An 18854-nucleotide genomic window follows, 5' to 3' on the forward strand; every position below is an offset into this window, starting at 1 on the left:
TTGAAACCCCATTTACTTCTTATTGATGCGCTTAATTTAATTAGGCGCATTTACGCCGTTGACGCTAATCAAAAACATCACAGCGATGAGCAAATGATACAAACGTGCTGCGCACGTGTAGCTCATGCGTGTAAAAAGCTTTTAGATACAAGTAATGCAACCCATGCGATTGCGGTATTTGATGGTGACAAAAGCTGGCGTTATCATTTTTATAAAGACTACAAACACTCCCGTGCCCCAATGCCTCAAGTGCTAAAAGATGCCTTAGAGCACTTTAAAACCGCAATAGAAGAAACTGGTATTGTTGTATTTGAGCCTATTAACGATGAAGCCGATGACATTATTGCAACGCTTGCATTTAAGGCATCAAATAATCAAATAGCTAATACTGTTGTCTCTACTGATAAAGGCTTTTTACCCTATTTAGGCCCCTACATTACAGTTTATGATTACTTTAAAAAACTCTATTTAGATGAGACAAGTATAAAAGAGCGTTTTGGTGTTGAGCAAAATAAGCTCGTTGATTTTTGGGCTTTGGCTGGTGATAAAACAAATGATATTCCGGGAGTAAAAGGAATAGGTACTAAGTCTGCGCAGCAAATAGTTAATAACTATAATTCAATTGAGCATGCGGCCGAAGATGAGTCTCTAAGCCCGAGCATTAAAGCAAAGTTAGCCGCTAATATGGATATGTACGTAATCTCAAAGCACTTGGTTAGTTTACGCACCGATATAAATTTAGGCTTTAGTTTAAAGCAGTTAAGACTTAATTAGTCGCAAGTTAATAGCCTCTAAACATTACAAAACGTATACTATTATTAGTTACCGGAGTCAGAGTAAACCATATTGAAAAAATTTATCCGATATTTAATCTTAGGTTTAGGGCTATATGCACTGATAGCAGCGTTGGTGATCACCTTTTATAAAGACGATCCTCAGGCTATGATCTGGCAAGACCGAGAAGCTTTTAATAAACGTTATATCGAAAAACTATCACTTGAGCAGCCAACAACACTAAATACTGTGCTTGATTATTTAGGCAGCCCCGACCTTACTTATGCCAAACGAGATGGTGAACAGGTATTTCAGATTGTTTTTTACCGTACACAGCATAAAACATCTGACGGTATAACCACTATGGATGAATGTACTGGGTTATTATTTAAAAATGGGCAGCTATTTTTATGGGGTCCTAGTGCATATAATAAATATCAAGAACAAAATTAGGTGAAGGTTTAATGGATGAAGCTGTTTCAACTACTTTAGAGCAGCTGCTTAATAATACGCAGCTGTTTTTAAGCTATTATAACAATAAACAAAAATGGACAGCCTTATACCCCATGGCAAGTAAGCTAGCTGAGCAATATAGAGTGCTCTATAGCGAACAGCCATTCGCATTACAAGCTCGTTTAACACTTTATAATCCTAATTATTCTTATGCCACCAACTTAGTTGTTAGTCAGAGTGTAATAACCGCTGCACTTTGTAAATCTCAACACTATAACAATGCCCTAAGCGAGCTATACATAGCGGCTTCACTCATTGAGCATTTATGTGTTGGAGCGCAATTAAACAAGCTCTGTGAGCAAACACCTTTTCAAGACTCTGATAAAAACATATGGAAAATGCGTCATCAGTTAGCTGCTAAAGTAATGTTATCCAGTGGCGATTCTGCCAAACCCGTTACGCAATTATTAGCTAAGTTAAGTAAATATAAACAAGCATTGGTAAGTGCTCCTAAAATAATGCTTTACGATGGGGGCATAACACTAATTGCTTTAGCAAATATTATTAGTATGAACATTACTAGTAATACGGCTAATAAACACATGAGTTTATTTAAAGCACTTACTGACTTGTACATTCGCACACCAAATTTGTTTGCACTGCAGCTAATCAAATCACTTATAGCCCATTTGGGGCCACTATTACCGGGAAGCCGCGTTTTTTATGCCGAGCAAACCATGATTTATTTAGCGACTGATGCGCAGCAAAAACATATTTTAATTAGTACCGCTAATCCAAATAAATTGGCTTGGTTTAGCGTTAAAGCAACGCTTAACGACAACCCAAAACAATGGCATTGCGCTGATAAAACCATTAGCTTCAAAGTGTTTAACAGTGAACATGTTAAGTCAAAAAGTGTGGTTGACGTTGATAAAGCACAGTCTTTACTTGAACTAATAAGTAATATTAAGTCACAGCACGAATATAGCTATAAAGGGCTAAGCCAGCTAATGGCGGCTCACCCTCAGGTAGTTGCTAATTTATGTGAGGCAGTAAAACCTTATAATAAGGAGCATCAGGCCGCTAAAGACTTAAAGCATAGTTTATCGATGGTCGGTTATTATAATGCGCCTGCGATAATTCAAAGAGTTGTTTTTGAGCAATTAGTTAATGTCACCCCACACCCTCTGCAAGCCTACGTTACTAACAGATTAAATGGCTTAGTGAAAATAATGGCCTTATTAGTTAGTAAAAATAAACATGACCAGTTTGAACACATTACATTACCTTTATATGCTTATGCTCATTTTTTATTAACGCAATGCAGTACACAGCTTTCTCGTAAAACGCTGATTGACGACACACCAAATAAAACATTGAGTGCCCCTATTTGCTCATTTTTTGGTGTGGATTCAATTAATAACGAGCAACTAACGCAACAGCTTACTCATTTATTAAGTGACAACCCATGGACAACGGCACTTTTAGAAGCAGAGCAAACACCTAAAAAACACTTAACTGATTCTCATAAACTCTGGATCACACTTAAAATTGTTGCACAGAGTGTTTTTAAACCAGAACTTGCGCTAACAGCGTGGCAACTGCAAACATTAAACGAACAGCTGAAAATACTAAATTGGCAAAACCCAACTGATTTTAATCAAAAATTAGAATCTCTCGCGTTATTTAATAGTATTTAATTTATGGGACCCTATTTAACGTCTTTATACCCATTATAACTTTGGTGTATACCCAGTATTTCTTGTATAAACTAGCAAAATGGGTGATAAGTTGATATAAATGCGCCCTTAAATTTTCAAGCACGTTCACATAAATGATCTAACAAGCGATTACTCTCTCAGGGTAATAATTTATGTGCAAATCAAACTCTTTAAAGGAAAAGTCAATGGCCAAACAAACCATCACAGTGATCAAAGGCGACGGCATCGGTCCGAGCATTATCGACTCAGCACTTGAAATATTAAAAGCCGCAGGTTGCGACTTTGATTATGAATTTGTTGATGCTGGCCTAGCTGCACTTGAAAAAACAGGTGAGTTACTTCCACAAGACACGGTTGATACAATAGCTAGAAACAAAATCACTCTTAAAGGCCCATTAACAACGCCTGTAGGTGAAGGTTTTACGTCTATTAACGTAACACTTCGTAAGCAATTTGGTTTATACGCTAACGTACGCCCTGTTAAATCATTTGTTGGCACTAAAGCACGTTACGACGATATTGATATCATTACTATTCGTGAAAATACGCAAGGTATGTACTCAGGTGCAGGCCAAATAGTAAGTGAAGACGGTAATGAAGCAGAAGCAAAATCGATAATTACGCGTGAAGGCGCAGAAAAAATCGTAACTTTTGCATATGAGCTAGCGGTACGTGAAGGTCGTAAAAAAGTAACTGCTGTTCATAAAGCTAACATTTTAAAATCAACATCTGGTTTGTTTTTAAAAGTAGCACGTGAAGTAGCTGAGCGTTACCCACAAATTGAATCAAATGAAATGATTGTTGATGCAACGTGTATGAAACTGGTAATGACACCTGAAGAGTTTGACGTAATTGTTACGACTAACTTATTTGGTGATATTTTATCTGACCTTTGTGCTGGTTTAGTTGGCGGTTTAGGTATGGCTCCAGGTGCTAACATTGGTGAAGACGCTGCAATTTTTGAAGCTGTACACGGTAGTGCACCAGATATTGCTGGCAAAAACCTAGCTAACCCAACATCTGTAATTTTAGCGTCTATCCAAATGCTTGAGCATTTAGATATGGGCGATACAGCAGAGCGTATTCGTAGTGCTGTTGCTGATGTAATTAAATCAGGCGACCGTACAACTCGCGATTTAGGCGGCAGCCACGGTACAACTGATTTCACTCAATCAGTAATTGACCGTTTATAATTAATATTTGTTATTAATTTAAATAGCCCGCTAATTTAGCGGGCTTTTTTTATTTGTTAATTAAGCTTATACCAACCTGCTTATATAGTTAGTATTGAACCTAAATAAACTTAACAGTAGTAATCCTAATAAACCTGCCAATGATCCGCCACTTGAACCCGAACTACTTTGTTGCTTTTGCACTGTAAGAGATAACTCTTTAGCAAAAGTGTCATTTGTTTGAGTGTCAGTAACATTCAACGTTACACTAAATGCCCCGTCAGTTTGATAAGTATGCCTTGGGTTTTGTAAGTTTGATACCGCACTGCCATCACCAAAATCCCAACTGTAAGTATAACTATTAAAGCCGCCGGTTACTTGCGCATTAAATTGAGCGCTTAAATCATTTACTGTAACGTTTGCGTCTATGCTAAGCGGAACAGTTGCAGTTACATCAACCGCTTTAGTTTGCTCCGTGCCTTCGTTATCTGTCACTGTAAGCGTTACTTGGTAATCACCAGAGTATAAATAATTATAAGTGAGCGATTGAGTCGCTAAAGTACTTCCATCCCCTAGCTGCCAATTATAAGTATACGGTGCGACTCCACCTGTAAACGAAGCTTGAGCTGTTAATATTCCTTGGTTTATTTCATATTCAATTTCATTTACAGATAATGGCTCAGCTAATGTAACTTGAGCTACAGCTACTTGCTGTGAAGTATCATTACTTGCCATAAACTCAACGCTATAGGTGCCATAGTCTTGGTATTCATGAGTAGGCGTTAACTCTGTGCTTGAGCTACCATCGTCAAAATTCCACGTGAATTTATCCGCTGGCGTGAGTGCAAAACCTTCTACATTAAAATTAACGATTAAACCTGTTTTGGTAAAATTAATACCTTTAGTAACATCGTAATTAAGCTCTACTTCTATATCTTCACTATCAGCTGACTGGCTTATAATATTAAACCCAAAGCCAACCTGTGGAAGCACAACGCCCGATGGCTGTTGCGCTGAAAAACTATAGTCGGTTTTATCAGTAAACTCTGTAATAGCTGATAAATCATCATCACCTAACCCAGCTCGCTGTGGATATAAACTAAAAGCAGCATCACGAATTTGAATTGCTGAAGCAGCCGGAGTTTGCGTACTGCCTTTATTTATCGAGCGCTGATCAGCATCTACCACTAATGCAAAACCACTACCTGGATGCTCTGTCGTGTTGTTATCGGCTTGAGATTCATTGCTATACCACAATAATAATCCCGGTGAGTACTGCTCTGCTTGCAAACTACTGTCAACACCTGTGTATGAACGCAATTGTAAATAGTAATGTGATGGCGATGCATATGTGTAACTACCTATTTTTTCAAAGCCATTAAACTCGGTGTTAATTTGATCTTGTGCATTATTTTGCCAAATTAAGGTATCACTTTGCTCAATACGCATATCATCCACAACAAAACCATAATAATGTGTGTTCGCATCTGTTATGTATTCAATTTTTAGATCAATTATTTGCCCAGCATAAGCTGATAAATCAAACTTATGAGTTAAATAGCCGTTAGGCTGCTTAGCATCACTATTAAAAAATGAATCACCTGATATATACGGACCAATGTCACCATAGTATGGGTTAATTGCTTGGGTATAATTACTAGCAATAGGCTCCCCATTTACTTTTACCTGTACTAAATCATAGTCGCGCTCAATACTATAATAAGCAATAAAGCTTAAAGTAAGTGCCTCAGTTGTGTTTGGTAGCGTTACTGTATTAACTAAGCTGTTACTAACATTGTCGCCCGTATTTGAATAGTATTGAAAATCGCCTTCTACTGGCGTTTTAAATTTTTCGAGTCGAGATGGCAGTGTTATTTTTATTTGGCTTTGTAGTTGTGAAGTACTCGCAGTATTAATTAATGTTTGCTGTGCGTTAGCATCTATCTCATCCATATCAAGCGTGAGCTGATTAACCCAATTACCCTGGTATCGATTTTGTAAATATTCAAGCGCATAAGGACTAAACATAACAGGCTCTGAACCTCGTGGCGAACCTGCCCAACTTCCTGTCGACATAACTGACCAAGACGCAACAGGCTCACCTACCGTGTTAGATTGTAAGTCGTATTCATCCAATAATCCCAAGTCATGTCCAAACTCATGTACCACCACGCCAATCCCAGCATCAATTGGATTAATTGTGTAACCAAAGAGTTTAATACTGCTGCCTGCAATCTCGCTCGGCCCACTATTTTCATCAAATACATAGTAGCGGTGCGACCAAATAGCGTCGGTGCTTAGGTAACCGCCACCTGACTCCTCACCAATACTTGAATGAAAAATCATTACATGATCAATAATTCCATTAGGCTCGTTGAGGATGCCATCGCCATCAACATCATCTAAATCAGTTAAATCATAGTCCGCTAAATTAATATTAAACTTTGCAACCGCCTTCTCCACAGCCTCTTTGACTAAAGCGGGCGCATTTTTATCACGTGTACTGCCTTGGCGTTCACCATATATTTTTGCATTGCTATCAGCGGTTACCCAGCCATATACCTGCCCGTTAAAGTTTAAGCTATTACCAGATGCTGCTTTATAATAATCTGTAGCCGTTGATAAGCTTTGTCCATCAGGGCCCGCATAACCTTGAGTATTAAAAAGCATTTGCTGATAGTGTTCAGTTGAATAATCAGCGTAAAACATGTCTGTGTCTTGCTCTACAAGTCGATTATCGTCATGTTTGAGGTCAGGAAAATCAATTAAGATAGCTAACACTTTTACATCATTAACGCTTTGATCAGGCACTAGCGACGTTGAAAAAGCGGCTTGTTGTTTATTTGTGTTTGAAAAATCCGTAGAGGAAGATTTAAATCGCCTAAAGCCATTTTTAATTGAGTGATTGGCAACGTCTTTGTTACTCATATATGACTTAAATGAACTATCTAACTCACTAGAGGATATTTGGTCTCTTTTTTTAAGCCAATATAAAATACGTTCTTCGTTAGTTATACCAACATCATGCGGGCTTAAATTATTAGCCGCTACTATAGGGCTTAATAGCGTAGTTAAAAGCGCAATTAACGTCACTTTTTTCACTGTGTTTTCCTCAAACATAATTATGTAGTAATCATACCTAATAATAGAAATTTAAACATGCGATAAAAACATATAGTTAACATGTGCAATAAAAATTAATGGTCTTTCACACTCTTTTATAACTAAAATCAAACACACAACCTAAAACGCATAATTTCTGCTAGTTAACTCAGTTAAATACAGTATTTCTGAAGATTTAAATTAAAAAAAGCTACAAAACGAATTTAAAATGCAAAAAACCACTTTCAAGGTTGACATAAGAGTTCAAAACCCTTAAAAATAAACCTATACAGAATTTTTAATTTAAAAGCAGTGTTTTGCTAAGTAGAGTAAAAACTATGAACACACAAATTAACCTTTTAGTCGTACTCGTACTGGTCTTAGTTATAAGCCCAGCGGGGATGTATTAAAAGGTGATACTGCTTTTTAAAAACCCTCGCACTACGCGGGGGTTTTTTTATGCATAAAAAAAGCGCACAGAGGAATGAGGATGAGCAAACAAGAATATAATGGCTCTGAACTAGTAGTTCAGGCATTAAAAGAGTTAAAGGTAAAATACATATTTGGCTACCCCGGTGGTTCGGTTTTAGACTTATATGATGCACTTTTTCAGCAAGATGATATTGAGCATATATTAGTACGTCATGAACAAGCTGCCACACATATGGCTGATGGTTATGCTCGTGCTACTGGAGACGTTGGTGTTGTACTTGCAACCTCAGGCCCTGGCGCTACAAACTGTATAACGGGTATTGCAACGGCCTACATGGATTCAATTCCTATGGTTGTATTATCAGGCCAAGTGCCTACAAGTTTAATTGGTGACGATGCATTCCAAGAAACTGATATTGTTGGCTGTTCTCGCCCTATAGTTAAACACAGCTTTAACTGTAGAAGTGCTAAAGAAATCCCAACAATCTTAGCTAAAGCCTTTTATATAGCCAGTACAGGTCGTCCTGGGCCCGTTGTAGTTGAGCTTCCTAAAGATATGCTTAACCCTGCTATAAAGTTTGAATACGAATTTCCTAAAACAACAGAGCTAAGAACATACAGCCCTAATACTAAAGGGCATTCAAAACAAATTCGTAAAGCGGTAACAACTATTCTAGAGGCCAAAAAACTGGTTATCTACTCTGGCGGTGGTATTGTTATTTCAAATACGTCAGAGCAATTAACGCATTTAGTTGAATCGTTAAATGCACCCATTACCAATACACTAATGGGGCTTGGCGGCATATCAGGTGTACATCCAAACTTTGTAGGTATGCTAGGCATGCACGGTACGCTTGAGGCCAACAAAGCAATGGCAAACGCCGATGTGATTTTAGCGCTTGGTGCTCGTTTTGATGACAGGGTAACTAATAACGTTAAAAAGTTTTGTCCAGATGCCACAATTGTACATGTAGATGTAGATCCAACTTCAATTTCAAAAACAATCAAAGCGCATATACCGGTTGTAGGTTGCTTAGCAACAGTACTAGAACAACTACAAACGGGTATTGATAAAAGCCCAATTAAAATAGATCGCAGCGCGCAAGAAGATTGGTGGCGCCAAATTATCAGCTGGCGTGAACAAAAATGTTTAAGCTACAACACAGATGGCGACAAAATTAAGCCACAAGCCGTAATTGAAGCTGTTTATAAAGCCACTAATGGCGATGCTTACGTAAGTTCTGACGTTGGTCAGCACCAAATGTTTGCAGCGCAATATTACCCATTTAAGCATCCTCGTCAGTGGATAAATTCAGGCGGCCTAGGCACTATGGGCTTTGGCTTACCTGCTGCTATGGGCGTAAAATTAGCCTTTCCGGATAAAGAATCTGTATGTATTACGGGTGATGGCTCTATTCAAATGAATATTCAAGAGCTATCTACCTGCTTGCAGTACAACCTAGCTGTAAAAGTTGTATCACTTAATAACCGCTCTTTAGGTATGGTACGCCAATGGCAAGATATGGTTTACGGCGGTCGTCATTCATCATCTTACATGGACTCACTGCCTGATTTTGTTAAGTTGGTTGAAAGCTACGGGCATGTGGGTATTAAAGTAAACACACTTGATGAGTTACAACCTGCAATCGATAAAGCTATGAGCATAAACGATCGTTTAGTCTTTTTAGATATTCTTGTAGACGAGAAAGAACATGTATACCCAATGCAAATCAAGTTAGGTGGCATTGATGAGATGTGGTTACGTAAAGGAGTAAAAGCATAATGCGTCGGATTTTATCTATTCTATTAGAAAACGAACCAGGTGCACTGTCACGTATTGTTGGGCTTTTTTCACAACGTGCATACAACATTGACAGCCTAACTGTTGGCACAACTGATGATCAGTCGTTATCACGTATTACCATTACCACCATGGGTGATGACAGAGTGGTTGAGCAGATCACAAAACAAGTTAACAAATTAGTCGACGTGCTTAAAATTATCGATTTAACAGAAATGAGTCACATTGAGCGAGAGTTATTGCTTGTTAAGGTATTTGCTCAAGACGAGACGACTCGTGCAGCGGTTACCCGCGTAGTTGATGTGTTCCAGGGTGTTATTTTAGATATGGGCCGACAAAGCTATAGCCTGCAACTAGTGAGCAGTACAGACAAAATAGAATCGTTTTTAGACACACTTCGTCATGAAACCGATATTATTGAAGTTGTACGTTCTGGTGCTGTTGGCATTGGCCGAGGCGATAAAGCCTTAAAAGCATAAATTTATAATATAAAGGCATCAGTTGATGTCTTTATTAAACATAAAAAAAAAGAGCTAAATAGCTCTTTTTTTATTTTAATTCGTTAAACCTATTAAGGGTTTACTTGGTCTTTAAGACCTTTACCTGCTTTAAAGCTTGGGATAGTTGCCGCTGCGATTTGGATCTCAGCACCCGTTTGTGGGTTACGGCCAGTGCGAGCTGCACGTTCTTTTACTGAGAAAGTACCAAAACCAACTAATGCTACTGAATCACCTTCTTTTAAAGAAGAAGTTACAGCACCTGTAAACGCGTCAAGAGCACGAGTAGCAGCGGCTTTAGAGATTTCTGCATCAGTAGCAATTTTTTCAACTAATTGAGCTTTATTCATTGTTAGATTCCTATTCGTTATTATTTTGCCTTCGCAAAACCTATCTTTATGCATTTTTAAAGAGTTAGCAACAGCAAATTGCATTTTTTGCTTAAATTCTTAAAAAATGAGTAAAATTTAAATAATTCTCGGTAGAATACAGCGTGTTGGGTTAACAAAGACTTAATTTGAGTACAATTTTGGCGCAAGTTAAGCAACTGGGTAAATAAGCTATATTTTTTCGATAACTAAGGTCACTTCCCCGACCTCGACTCCAAACTTAACAATAGATGTGCGGTTTATCAAGCGCGATTGTGTAACCAGGTACATCCAATCGTCAAAATTCACTTCTAAAGTACTGCCATCGTATGGAAGCTCTACATCATAATTCCAATGAAATACGCTGCCGTCACTTTTGCCTTTTGCTGTACCTATAACATCAGCTGCTGTCCCCGTTAAACTATTGTCTTCATTTAACGTTATTTTCCAGATTCGCTTTTGGGTTTCGCCATCATCATAAACAAAGTCTTCTTCAATAACGCCCTGGTTACCGTCCCAAGTCGCATTCATATCTACGACAAGCTTTCGGGTCAATTCGCCTTTAAAGTCTTGTACAACACCATAGGCTTTCAAATTTCCGCTAAAAAACGTTTTAAAGTCGAAATTTGGCGATGTATTTTTATAATGTTCAACATTTGGTGCCGAACAGCTAATTAAAAGTAGAGCCGAGAGGCTCATAACAGCTGCTTTTAACGTGTTTAATATGTTCATATTAATTCCCTAATAATTGCTTTCGTAATTTTGGTTCAGAGGTTTTTTCATCAAGCCAAATAGCTAAAAAGTCACTCGAAAATTGAGGTTCATCAATTTCACCCATTTTTTCATCATTATGATAAAAAGTGCTCATACCTTGCTCATTTGTCACTAATGTTAGTGAGTCACCCTTTTTTATATCAGGCCAAATAGACAACAATTTACTGTCGTATTTATCTGCCAGCCCTGTTTTTCCAAGATGTTCCCACTGCTCATTTGTTGCTTTTACTATTTCTTTAGCGTCAAAGTCACGTAAATAGGTAAGCTTAAACTTAACAGGATGTGTTCCTGCGCTGTAATTACCTGAAGGGGTAAATAGCACAGCGTCATATACATCCCAAAATAAATACTCCATTCGTGCTTCGCCTACTTTATTAAATTGTGTGTTAGCTAAAACAATTGAAGTGGTAAGCAAATAAAAAGTAACTGCCTTTAGTAAAAATTTCAAAATAAGCTCCCTTTGAGTCAATGGGTAATGTTACGAAATAGAAATTGTGGAAGATCAGCGATTGATAAATAACTTGATTTTTTGGTTTATGAAAAGAATAACAGTAAACACTGTAGACCAAAGCGCCCCGTAAACGAGCCAGAATTGCCATAAAGGTAAACCTAAACTTATTACTTCAAAGCGCGCTCCAGCCCAATAACTTGCTGGCGCAAATGCCATACATACCAAAAAGGCCTGCCAAAGCTTTAATTTACTCAAAAAAACCATTGAGGTATTTAAAGAAAGTAGTAATGCAGCCCATAAAAACACGAGCCATAGAGGGAAGGGATAAACTTTAAATTCTAACAAGCCTAACTTTACCGCTATAAATTCTAACAATAGTGCTAAAGGTAGGGCTTTAATTAATAGTAAGGAGTCTTGTTTTTTCTGCTTTGACAAACAAAACATTAAAACAATAATCAAGCCACTAAAAAGTAGCGAATTGGCTTCAAGCAGCAATGATAAAAACCACACTGCTTGAAATAGAACAAAATTAGTAACCGAGCGCAATATCATCGTTATCACTCGTAAAACGAGGTTTACGCGCCATTAAATGTACCGTACTTGTTGCTCTGGCTCTAAACGCACCTTCACAATAAGCAAAATAAAATAACCATAAACGATAAAAGCGTTCATCAAATTTAGAGCGGTCTAAATCAGGCCAACTTTTTATAAAACGAGTTCGCCAGTCTGCTAATGTTCTTGCGTAGTGAGCACCAATATCATTAACAGTATGAATAACCATATCGGTATTATTTTTAATCTGCTCACTCATTTCGTTAAGCGATGGCAAACATCCGCCCGGAAAAATATACTGCTGAATAAAGTCAGAGTTTTTTAAGTAGTGCTTATAACGCTGATCGCCAATAGTAATTGCTTGAATAAGCATGGCGCCATCTTCTTTTAGGAGCTCACCACACTGAGTGAAAAAGCTCGGCAAATAATCATGACCAACCGCTTCTATCATTTCAATAGAAACAAGCTTGTCGTATTTACCTTTTAGTAGTCTGTAATCGAGCTTAAGTAATGTTATTTTACTTTCAAGACCAAGTTCAACAATCTTGTTAGCTACATAATCATGTTGCTCATCAGATATGGTTGTTGTTGTTACATGGCAATCGTAATGTGTGGCAGCATATATAGCAAATGCCCCCCACCCTGTACCAATTTCGATTACTGAATCATTTTTTTGAAGCTCAACTTGCTCACAAATGCGTTTAAGCTTGTATTGCTGAGCCTCTTCAAGTGTGGCTTCTTTTGTAGGATATACAGCACTTGAATAAAGCATTTCTTTACTTAAAAATGATTCGTACAAATCATTACCTAAGTCGTAATGAGCAACAATATTTTTCTTAGAACCCGATTCTGAATTTTTGTTTTTTATGTGATTAAATCGGTGTGCGATATTACTAAAAAATGCGAATTTTTTTTCAAACTCATCGAGTTGCTTTTCGTTTATAGCAAATATCTCAATGAATGAAGTTAAGTTGTCACAAGACCAATGTCCCAAAATATACGCTTCACCAGCGCCAACGCTCCCAGATAACGCAAACGCTTTATACATAGCTTTATCATTAACTGTTACTGTTGCTTTTAACGCAGACGATACATCACCAAAAACTGTACGCTCATTTCCTTCAATTAAAACAACTTGACCTGTTTCAATTGACGAAAAGGCTTTTGTCACTAATTTTTTATATATATTAGTTAACCAACTAGTGCTTTGTTCGCAATTTAAGCTCGACACTTTATCCATTGAAATACCTATTAATTGTCCTGACTACCTATGTGCTTTATGGCTTACCTGAGTGACCTAAAAAAGGCACTCGCTTTATAAACAACTTTAATGCTTGATAATAAATACCTTTGAAAATAGACCATGTCATGGCCGGAAAACGTTTAAACAACTTATTAATCTCTTCGTTAGTGAGGTCTTTACGTTTCAAGCGAAGTGTTGCATCAAATAATAACTCTTCATTTCGCTTATTTTCAATGTGTATCAATGTTTTATCAGGCGATTGTTTAACATGCCAATGATAGTTCATATCCAGATTCATAAAAGGTGATACGGAAAAAACCTTCTTAAAGTTCACTTTTTTTTCTAAAGGGACTAAATAATAATGACGTTCGTTCCATGGTGTATTACTCACTTCAGCAATCATGTACTTAAAACGGGTGTCGTTGTGGCCAAAAAAGTAAAAATTAACAGGGCTAAAATACACACCAAAACAACGAAACTGCCCTAACATGTAAATATGAGAAAAGGTTTCAGTAATACCTAAATTGGCAAGTTGATCATGCGCACGCTCAATAAGAGGTCGTTTAGCAAGTTCTGAGGTGTCTTTAAGATAATCAGCTTCATTAAATTTTAACGCTTTTAAGCCTGATGTACCTATGTGCTTATGCACACCATTTAGTTGTTGAGGATTATTTAAATCTACCCACATCATATACAAAGGGTAACTAAAACGATGTTCTTTAACAGCAAAACGGCGATGTTTTACATCGCCTAAATACACTGCACTAGTCAAATTCGACCCCAAGTTGCTTGGCTACATCTACACCACTGTGTACGCCATCTTCATGAAAACCATTGTACCAATAAGCACCACAAAAATAACTATTGTTTTGTCCATCAATACTGTGTTTAAGCTTTTGAGCAGCAATTGACTCTTGGTTAAATACAGGGTGATGATAAGTAAACTCGCGCAAAATTTTACTTTGGCTTATTCCTTCAAGATGATTAAGCGTTACACAAAACTGTGTATCCGATTGTATACCTTGCAAAATATTCATTTGGTAAGTAACAACAGCTGCTTTATCAGTGTTGTTATTAAGTAGGTAGTTCCAACTTGCCCATGCCGCTTTTCTATCAGGTAAAAGGTTTGTATCGGTGTGCAGCACAACTGAGTTCTCAGTGTAAGCTATTGCACCCAATACTGACTTTTCTTGCTCAGTCGCATCACCAAGTAGTGCAAGCGCCTGATCTGAATGACAAGCAAATATTACTTTATCAAACTTACTTAATTCACCATTGGCAAACTCTATTGTTACTTCATCATTTTGACGCGTAACAGATTTAATATCTGTATTAAGTTTAATTTTATCAGCAAAACCTCTGATCAGTGGCTTAATATACTGACGAGAGCCACCTGGTACTACATACCACTGTGGTCTGTTTGTTACATCTAAAAGGCCATGATTAAAGAAGAACTTAACAAAAAATTCAACGCCTACATTTTCCATTTCTTTAATACTGGTAGACCAAATAGCTGCGCCCATCGGAAGAATATAATGGTATTTAAAAAAGTCATTAAAGTGATTGTCACTAAGCAGTTGCCCTAATGATTGATCAGATTGGTAATCATCTTTTTCATGTAGTGCTTTACACAGTTTGTTAAACCTAACAATGTCGTACAATAATCGCCAAAACTTAGGTCTAAAAATATTACGACGCTGTGCAAACAGGCTTGTAAACGTATGGCCATTGTATTCAAAGCCAGTGGCTTCGTTATGAACACTAAAGCTCATTTGCGTTGTTTGTTTATCTACACCAATACGCGATAGTAACTTTTCAAAGTATGGGTAAGTTCTGTCATTAAATACAATAAAGCCAGTATCTATTGCGTATTTTATGCCGCATACATCAACATCAACCGTTGCAGTGTGCCCACCTATATAATCATTTTTTTCAAATACGGTTACATCGTAATGTTTATGAAGCAAATGCCCACATGTTAAACCAGATACACCAGTTCCTATTATTGCTATTTTTTTCAACGGGCTAATCCTTTTGCGATTTTAAGCCAAATTGGGAGTGGTAAAATACGTAATGCTTTTAATATAAGTGTAAAACGGTACGGAAAGTGAACATCTTTTCGGCGCTTATGTATCCCCTTAATCATATAGTCTGCGGCTTTTTCAGCGGTAACAGCCATAGGCATCGGGAAATCATTTTTATTAGTAAGCGGAGTTTTCACAAAGCCAGGGTGAACTAAAGTCACATCAACATCATCTAAATCAACAGCTAAGCTTTTTGCTAAGTAACTTACACCCGCTTTTGATGCACCATAAGCTTCTGAACGAGGTAGCGCAAGATAGGTAACACTTGAGCTGACCAAAACAAGCTGACCCCCTGAATTTATTTTAGGAAGTAGCGCCTCAAGGCAATACCCCATAGAGAGTAAATTTACGTTTATTACACGCTCAAACAATGCACTATCAAAGTTTCGTGCGTCATCTATGTATTCACAGTTACCCGCGTTTAAAATAACACGGTCAAAATGAGGAAAGCCAACTGTCGACTCTTTAATGTCTTGTAGATTAGTTGCATCAAATTTACATGCTTGAATATTGTCGTATTTAGCAAGCTCAGCGAGCTTTTCACTATTACGGCCACAAGCTATAACAGTGTCTCCCAACTGCGCATATTTAATTGCTAACTGCTCACCAATACCAGAAGTAGCACCCGTTATAAGTGTGATCATAATTAACCTGCCCTTTTATCAATTAGCTTTATAACACTACCAAGTAAAGGAATATGTTTGTACAGCAACTCGCCCACATTAAAGTAGTCTCTGTGCTTGATAATTTTGCCATTTTCAAAAATAAGCTTGCTATGACCTTCTACCGAAATAGTTTTACCTGATGAAAGCTTTGGATGTGCATAGTGCATAGTCCAATAGATAAAAGCATTGTTGCCGCTATCAAACGAATCATTAATATCAAACTGACAATGCTTAACATTGCTATATAAGTTAGCAAAGTACCTGCGCAATTCTACAATACCGTTAATTTCATGCATCGGGTCTATAAACTGTATGTTGTCACAGTAAATATCACTCAATAAATCAAGATTAGTGCTATCAAGCTGTTGGTATATTTCAACAAATTTATCTACTGGTAACTGGTTATCCATATCACACCTTAAATGCAGCAAGTGCACGTTCTCGTGCCGCTTTATGATCAACTATTGCTGGCCAGTAACATTCCTTATCTTTACCTATTGCGGCTAAATAAGTGTGTGGAAAATGAATGTGTTTATCTGGCACGTTTTCAAGCTCTGGCAAATACTTACGGATAAACTTGCCAGTTGGATCAAAGCGCTCGCTTTGTCTGATAGGGTTAAAAACTCTAAAGTAAGGCTGAGCATCACACCCGGTACTTGCAGCCCACTGCCAGCCACCATTATTTGAGGCTAAATCGCCATCAATTAGGTGCTGCATAAAAAAGCGCTCACCTTCGCGCCAGTCTATTAATAAATGCTTAGTTAAAAAGCTAGCAACAACCATACGTAAACGATTGTGCATCCAACCGGTTTGCTTTAGTTGTAGCATTGCAGCATCCACTAACGGGTAACCTGTACGCCCTTCACACCATGCTGTAAATTCATTTTCGCTTTTACGCCACACTACGGCGTTGTACTTTTCGTTAAAGTTATCACCGCGCGAAAGCTTCGGAAATTCAGCAATTAAATGCCTGTAAAATTCGCGCCAAACGAGCTCGTTAATCCACGTAAACGTTTTACTTTTTGACGTAGTTAAAATATCAGGATAACGCTGCTGAATATTAATAAGAAGCTGTTTTGTGCTTACAATACCAAGTGCTAAATACGGGCTTAAACCTGATGTGCCTTTTACGCTGGGTATATCACGCTGATCGTCGTAGCTTGTAAGTTTGTCACATATAAAATTATCAACTACGGTTGAGAGTGTTTCGTCGTCAACCGGCCACTTATCTGAGCATCCATCACTTTTTAGTAAGCCGCTTTCATCAAATTTTGTTGGCTCAGAAGTTAAAGGCCATTGAGGCAAACTAAAGTGTGTATCTTGATACTGCTTTAACCATGCTCGCTTAAATGGAGTAAATACTTTATACATTTCATTACTTTGATTTTTAACCGTTCCGACAGGTGCAATTAAATCACCTTCGTACAAAGTAAAAGTAATAGAAAGCTCATCGCATTTATGCAAAATTGCTTTATCGCGGTTTACTTCATTAAGCTCATATTCTGTATTAGCAATTACGTGTTTTATATCGTTTGCTTTACAAAAATCAATAAGCTCACGCGTACAATCACAAAAGCTTGGCGCTTCAATAATATGTAAAGTAATACCGTAATCAGCAAGTTGGGATTGAAGGTAAGTAACTCGGCGCTTGAGTAAGTCAATCTGAATAGGCGCAGTTTGGTGTTGTTGCCACTGTTTTTCAGACACAAAAAAAATGGCGTGTTTAGCGCCATTGTTTAGCGCTTGAATTAACGCTTCGTTAGAAAAAAGGCGCAAATCGCGCCTAAACCAAAATAATGTATCCATTAAATACCAAATCGTAGTTTTAAATCGTGAGGGTAAGGGTTAAAAAACACTTGTTTTTCAAGGTACTCATTTGGGTGAACCTTCAAATGATGTTTTAACAAGGTAAGTGGTACATATAATGGCACCAAACCTTCGCGGTATTCATCTATCGCATCACGAAGTTCTTGTTTTTCAACCTTCGATAAATCAGTTTTAAAGTAACCTTGTAAATGCATTAGCGTGTTGCAATTATTTCTGCGAGAAGCTGGCTTTTTAAGACCCGTCATCAAACCTAAAATATATTCATCAGCAACTGCATTTATATCGTCGCCTACATAAGTTCCCAGCAGGTTACCCAAATCACGATAAGCTTGATAGTTATGAGCCATCAACAAGTACTTATACTGAGAGTGAAATTGAGTAAGCTTATGAACCGTAAGCGGCTCTTGTACTAATTTTTGCCAGTTTTTAAATACGTAAATTCTCATTACAAAATTTTCACGTAAATGCATGTCGTTTAAACGTCCGTTTTCTTCACATGGCAATAATGGGTTGTGCTTCATTATTTGCTCAGCAAAAAAACCAACGCCTTCAGAGGTATTACCCGTGCCTGCTTCGTTGTATATTTTAATGCGCTCCATGCCGCAGCTTGGGCTTTTTGCACAAAATACAAATCCGCTTAATTCTTTAGCTTGTTCAGTTGCAACTTTTTTACCATATTCAGTAAGTTGTTGGCCTACTTCGCCGGTGCCATCTGGTCGACAAACTTTAATAGTATCGCCCACTTTAACCTGGCGAATAGTTGGACGAGGTATTGGTAAACCAACAGCTACTTCCGGACAAAACCGTGTGTATTCAACGTGTTTACCTAGCTCGTCCATACAAAAATTTGACTTTTTATGTCCTGTGTCAAATCTAACTTTTTCGCCTGCTAAGCAGGCGCTTATACCTATTTTTATTATATCTGTGTGCATATATTC

The 18854-nt window shown here is 37.6% G+C and carries 18 protein-coding genes; 6 read left to right on the plus strand and 12 right to left on the minus strand.

All coding sequences use genetic code 11. From position 1 onward, the window contains the following. From xni to CXF64_RS10355, 4 genes are all read left to right on the plus strand, one after another. Entirely contained in the window at nucleotides 1–774 is a 774-nt protein-coding gene (xni, locus tag CXF64_RS10340; protein WP_007580680.1) for a flap endonuclease Xni, read from the plus strand. Between the two features lie 69 nt (nucleotides 775–843). After that, nucleotides 844–1227, plus strand: a complete 384-nt coding sequence (locus tag CXF64_RS10345) for a DUF3192 domain-containing protein (protein ID WP_024591078.1) — start codon at nucleotides 844–846, stop codon at nucleotides 1225–1227. Between the two features lie 11 nt (nucleotides 1228–1238). Beyond that, entirely contained in the window at nucleotides 1239–2927 is a 1689-nt protein-coding gene (locus CXF64_RS10350; RefSeq protein WP_101216952.1) for a hypothetical protein, read from the plus strand. Between the two features lie 206 nt (nucleotides 2928–3133). Continuing rightward, nucleotides 3134–4141, plus strand: coding sequence for an isocitrate dehydrogenase (locus tag CXF64_RS10355; RefSeq protein ID WP_007580684.1), 1008 nt, complete (start codon nucleotides 3134–3136; stop codon nucleotides 4139–4141). A gap of 66 nt (nucleotides 4142–4207) precedes the next feature. Here CXF64_RS10355 and CXF64_RS10360 read toward each other — a convergent pair whose 3' ends face one another. Further along, nucleotides 4208–7222: an immune inhibitor A domain-containing protein gene (locus CXF64_RS10360; RefSeq protein WP_101216953.1), complete on the minus strand. Its 3015-nt coding sequence runs from the start codon at nucleotides 7220–7222 to the stop codon at nucleotides 4208–4210. A gap of 490 nt (nucleotides 7223–7712) precedes the next feature. On the opposite strand from CXF64_RS10360, the gene CXF64_RS10365 reads away from it, so the two are divergent. Both CXF64_RS10365 and ilvN read left to right on the plus strand, forming a co-directional pair. Then, nucleotides 7713–9437, plus strand: a complete 1725-nt coding sequence (locus tag CXF64_RS10365; protein ID WP_101216954.1) for an acetolactate synthase 3 large subunit — start codon at nucleotides 7713–7715, stop codon at nucleotides 9435–9437. Further along, nucleotides 9437–9934: an acetolactate synthase small subunit gene (gene ilvN / locus CXF64_RS10370; protein ID WP_007580691.1), complete on the plus strand. Its 498-nt coding sequence runs from the start codon at nucleotides 9437–9439 to the stop codon at nucleotides 9932–9934. The genes CXF64_RS10365 and ilvN overlap by 1 nt, the downstream gene beginning before the upstream one ends. A gap of 92 nt (nucleotides 9935–10026) precedes the next feature. On the opposite strand, the gene CXF64_RS10375 is transcribed toward ilvN, so the two are convergent. From CXF64_RS10375 to CXF64_RS10425, 11 genes are all read right to left on the minus strand, one after another. Beyond that, entirely contained in the window at nucleotides 10027–10302 is a 276-nt protein-coding gene (locus CXF64_RS10375; RefSeq protein WP_002962474.1) for an HU family DNA-binding protein, read from the minus strand. A 210-nt stretch (nucleotides 10303–10512) separates the two neighbouring features. Continuing rightward, the gene (locus tag CXF64_RS10380; RefSeq protein ID WP_010552971.1) at nucleotides 10513–11052 is read right to left on the minus strand and encodes a DUF3833 domain-containing protein; all 540 of its coding nucleotides are present in this window, start codon (nucleotides 11050–11052) and stop codon (nucleotides 10513–10515) included. Nucleotide 11053: 1 nt separating this feature from the next. Further along, nucleotides 11054–11542, minus strand: a complete 489-nt coding sequence (locus tag CXF64_RS10385; RefSeq protein ID WP_010552972.1) for a chalcone isomerase family protein — start codon at nucleotides 11540–11542, stop codon at nucleotides 11054–11056. A 54-nt stretch (nucleotides 11543–11596) separates the two neighbouring features. Then, on the minus strand, nucleotides 11597–12097 hold the full coding sequence (locus CXF64_RS10390; protein ID WP_007580697.1) for a DUF2878 domain-containing protein: 501 nt from the start codon (nucleotides 12095–12097) through the stop codon (nucleotides 11597–11599). Continuing rightward, a complete protein-coding gene (locus CXF64_RS10395) occupies nucleotides 12075–13337 on the minus strand; it encodes an SAM-dependent methyltransferase (RefSeq protein WP_101216955.1) in 1263 nt (420 codons plus the stop codon). Before CXF64_RS10395 ends, CXF64_RS10390 begins: the two co-directional genes overlap by 23 nt. Nucleotides 13338–13374: 37 nt before the next feature. Continuing rightward, on the minus strand, nucleotides 13375–14112 hold the full coding sequence (locus CXF64_RS10400; RefSeq protein WP_101216956.1) for a DUF1365 domain-containing protein: 738 nt from the start codon (nucleotides 14110–14112) through the stop codon (nucleotides 13375–13377). Beyond that, nucleotides 14105–15361 carry an NAD(P)/FAD-dependent oxidoreductase gene (locus tag CXF64_RS10405; protein ID WP_007580703.1) on the minus strand — a complete coding sequence of 419 codons (1257 nt, stop codon included), beginning with the start codon at nucleotides 15359–15361 and terminating at the stop codon, nucleotides 14105–14107. The genes CXF64_RS10400 and CXF64_RS10405 overlap by 8 nt, the downstream gene beginning before the upstream one ends. Further along, the gene (locus tag CXF64_RS10410) at nucleotides 15358–16068 is read right to left on the minus strand and encodes an SDR family NAD(P)-dependent oxidoreductase (RefSeq protein WP_007580704.1); all 711 of its coding nucleotides are present in this window, start codon (nucleotides 16066–16068) and stop codon (nucleotides 15358–15360) included. The genes CXF64_RS10405 and CXF64_RS10410 overlap by 4 nt, the downstream gene beginning before the upstream one ends. A 2-nt stretch (nucleotides 16069–16070) precedes the next feature. Next, nucleotides 16071–16499, minus strand: coding sequence for a nuclear transport factor 2 family protein (locus CXF64_RS10415; protein ID WP_024592207.1), 429 nt, complete (start codon nucleotides 16497–16499; stop codon nucleotides 16071–16073). A gap of 1 nt (nucleotide 16500) precedes the next feature. Then, nucleotides 16501–17895 carry a deoxyribodipyrimidine photo-lyase gene (phrB, locus tag CXF64_RS10420; protein WP_101216957.1) on the minus strand — a complete coding sequence of 465 codons (1395 nt, stop codon included), beginning with the start codon at nucleotides 17893–17895 and terminating at the stop codon, nucleotides 16501–16503. Then, nucleotides 17895–18848, minus strand: a complete 954-nt coding sequence (locus CXF64_RS10425; protein ID WP_007580711.1) for a YbgA family protein — start codon at nucleotides 18846–18848, stop codon at nucleotides 17895–17897. The genes phrB and CXF64_RS10425 overlap by 1 nt, the downstream gene beginning before the upstream one ends. Between the last annotated feature and the right edge of the window lie 6 nt (nucleotides 18849–18854).

Source organism: Pseudoalteromonas sp. GutCa3 (assembly GCF_002836155.1).
GTDB classification, from domain to species: domain Bacteria; phylum Pseudomonadota; class Gammaproteobacteria; order Enterobacterales; family Alteromonadaceae; genus Pseudoalteromonas; species Pseudoalteromonas arctica.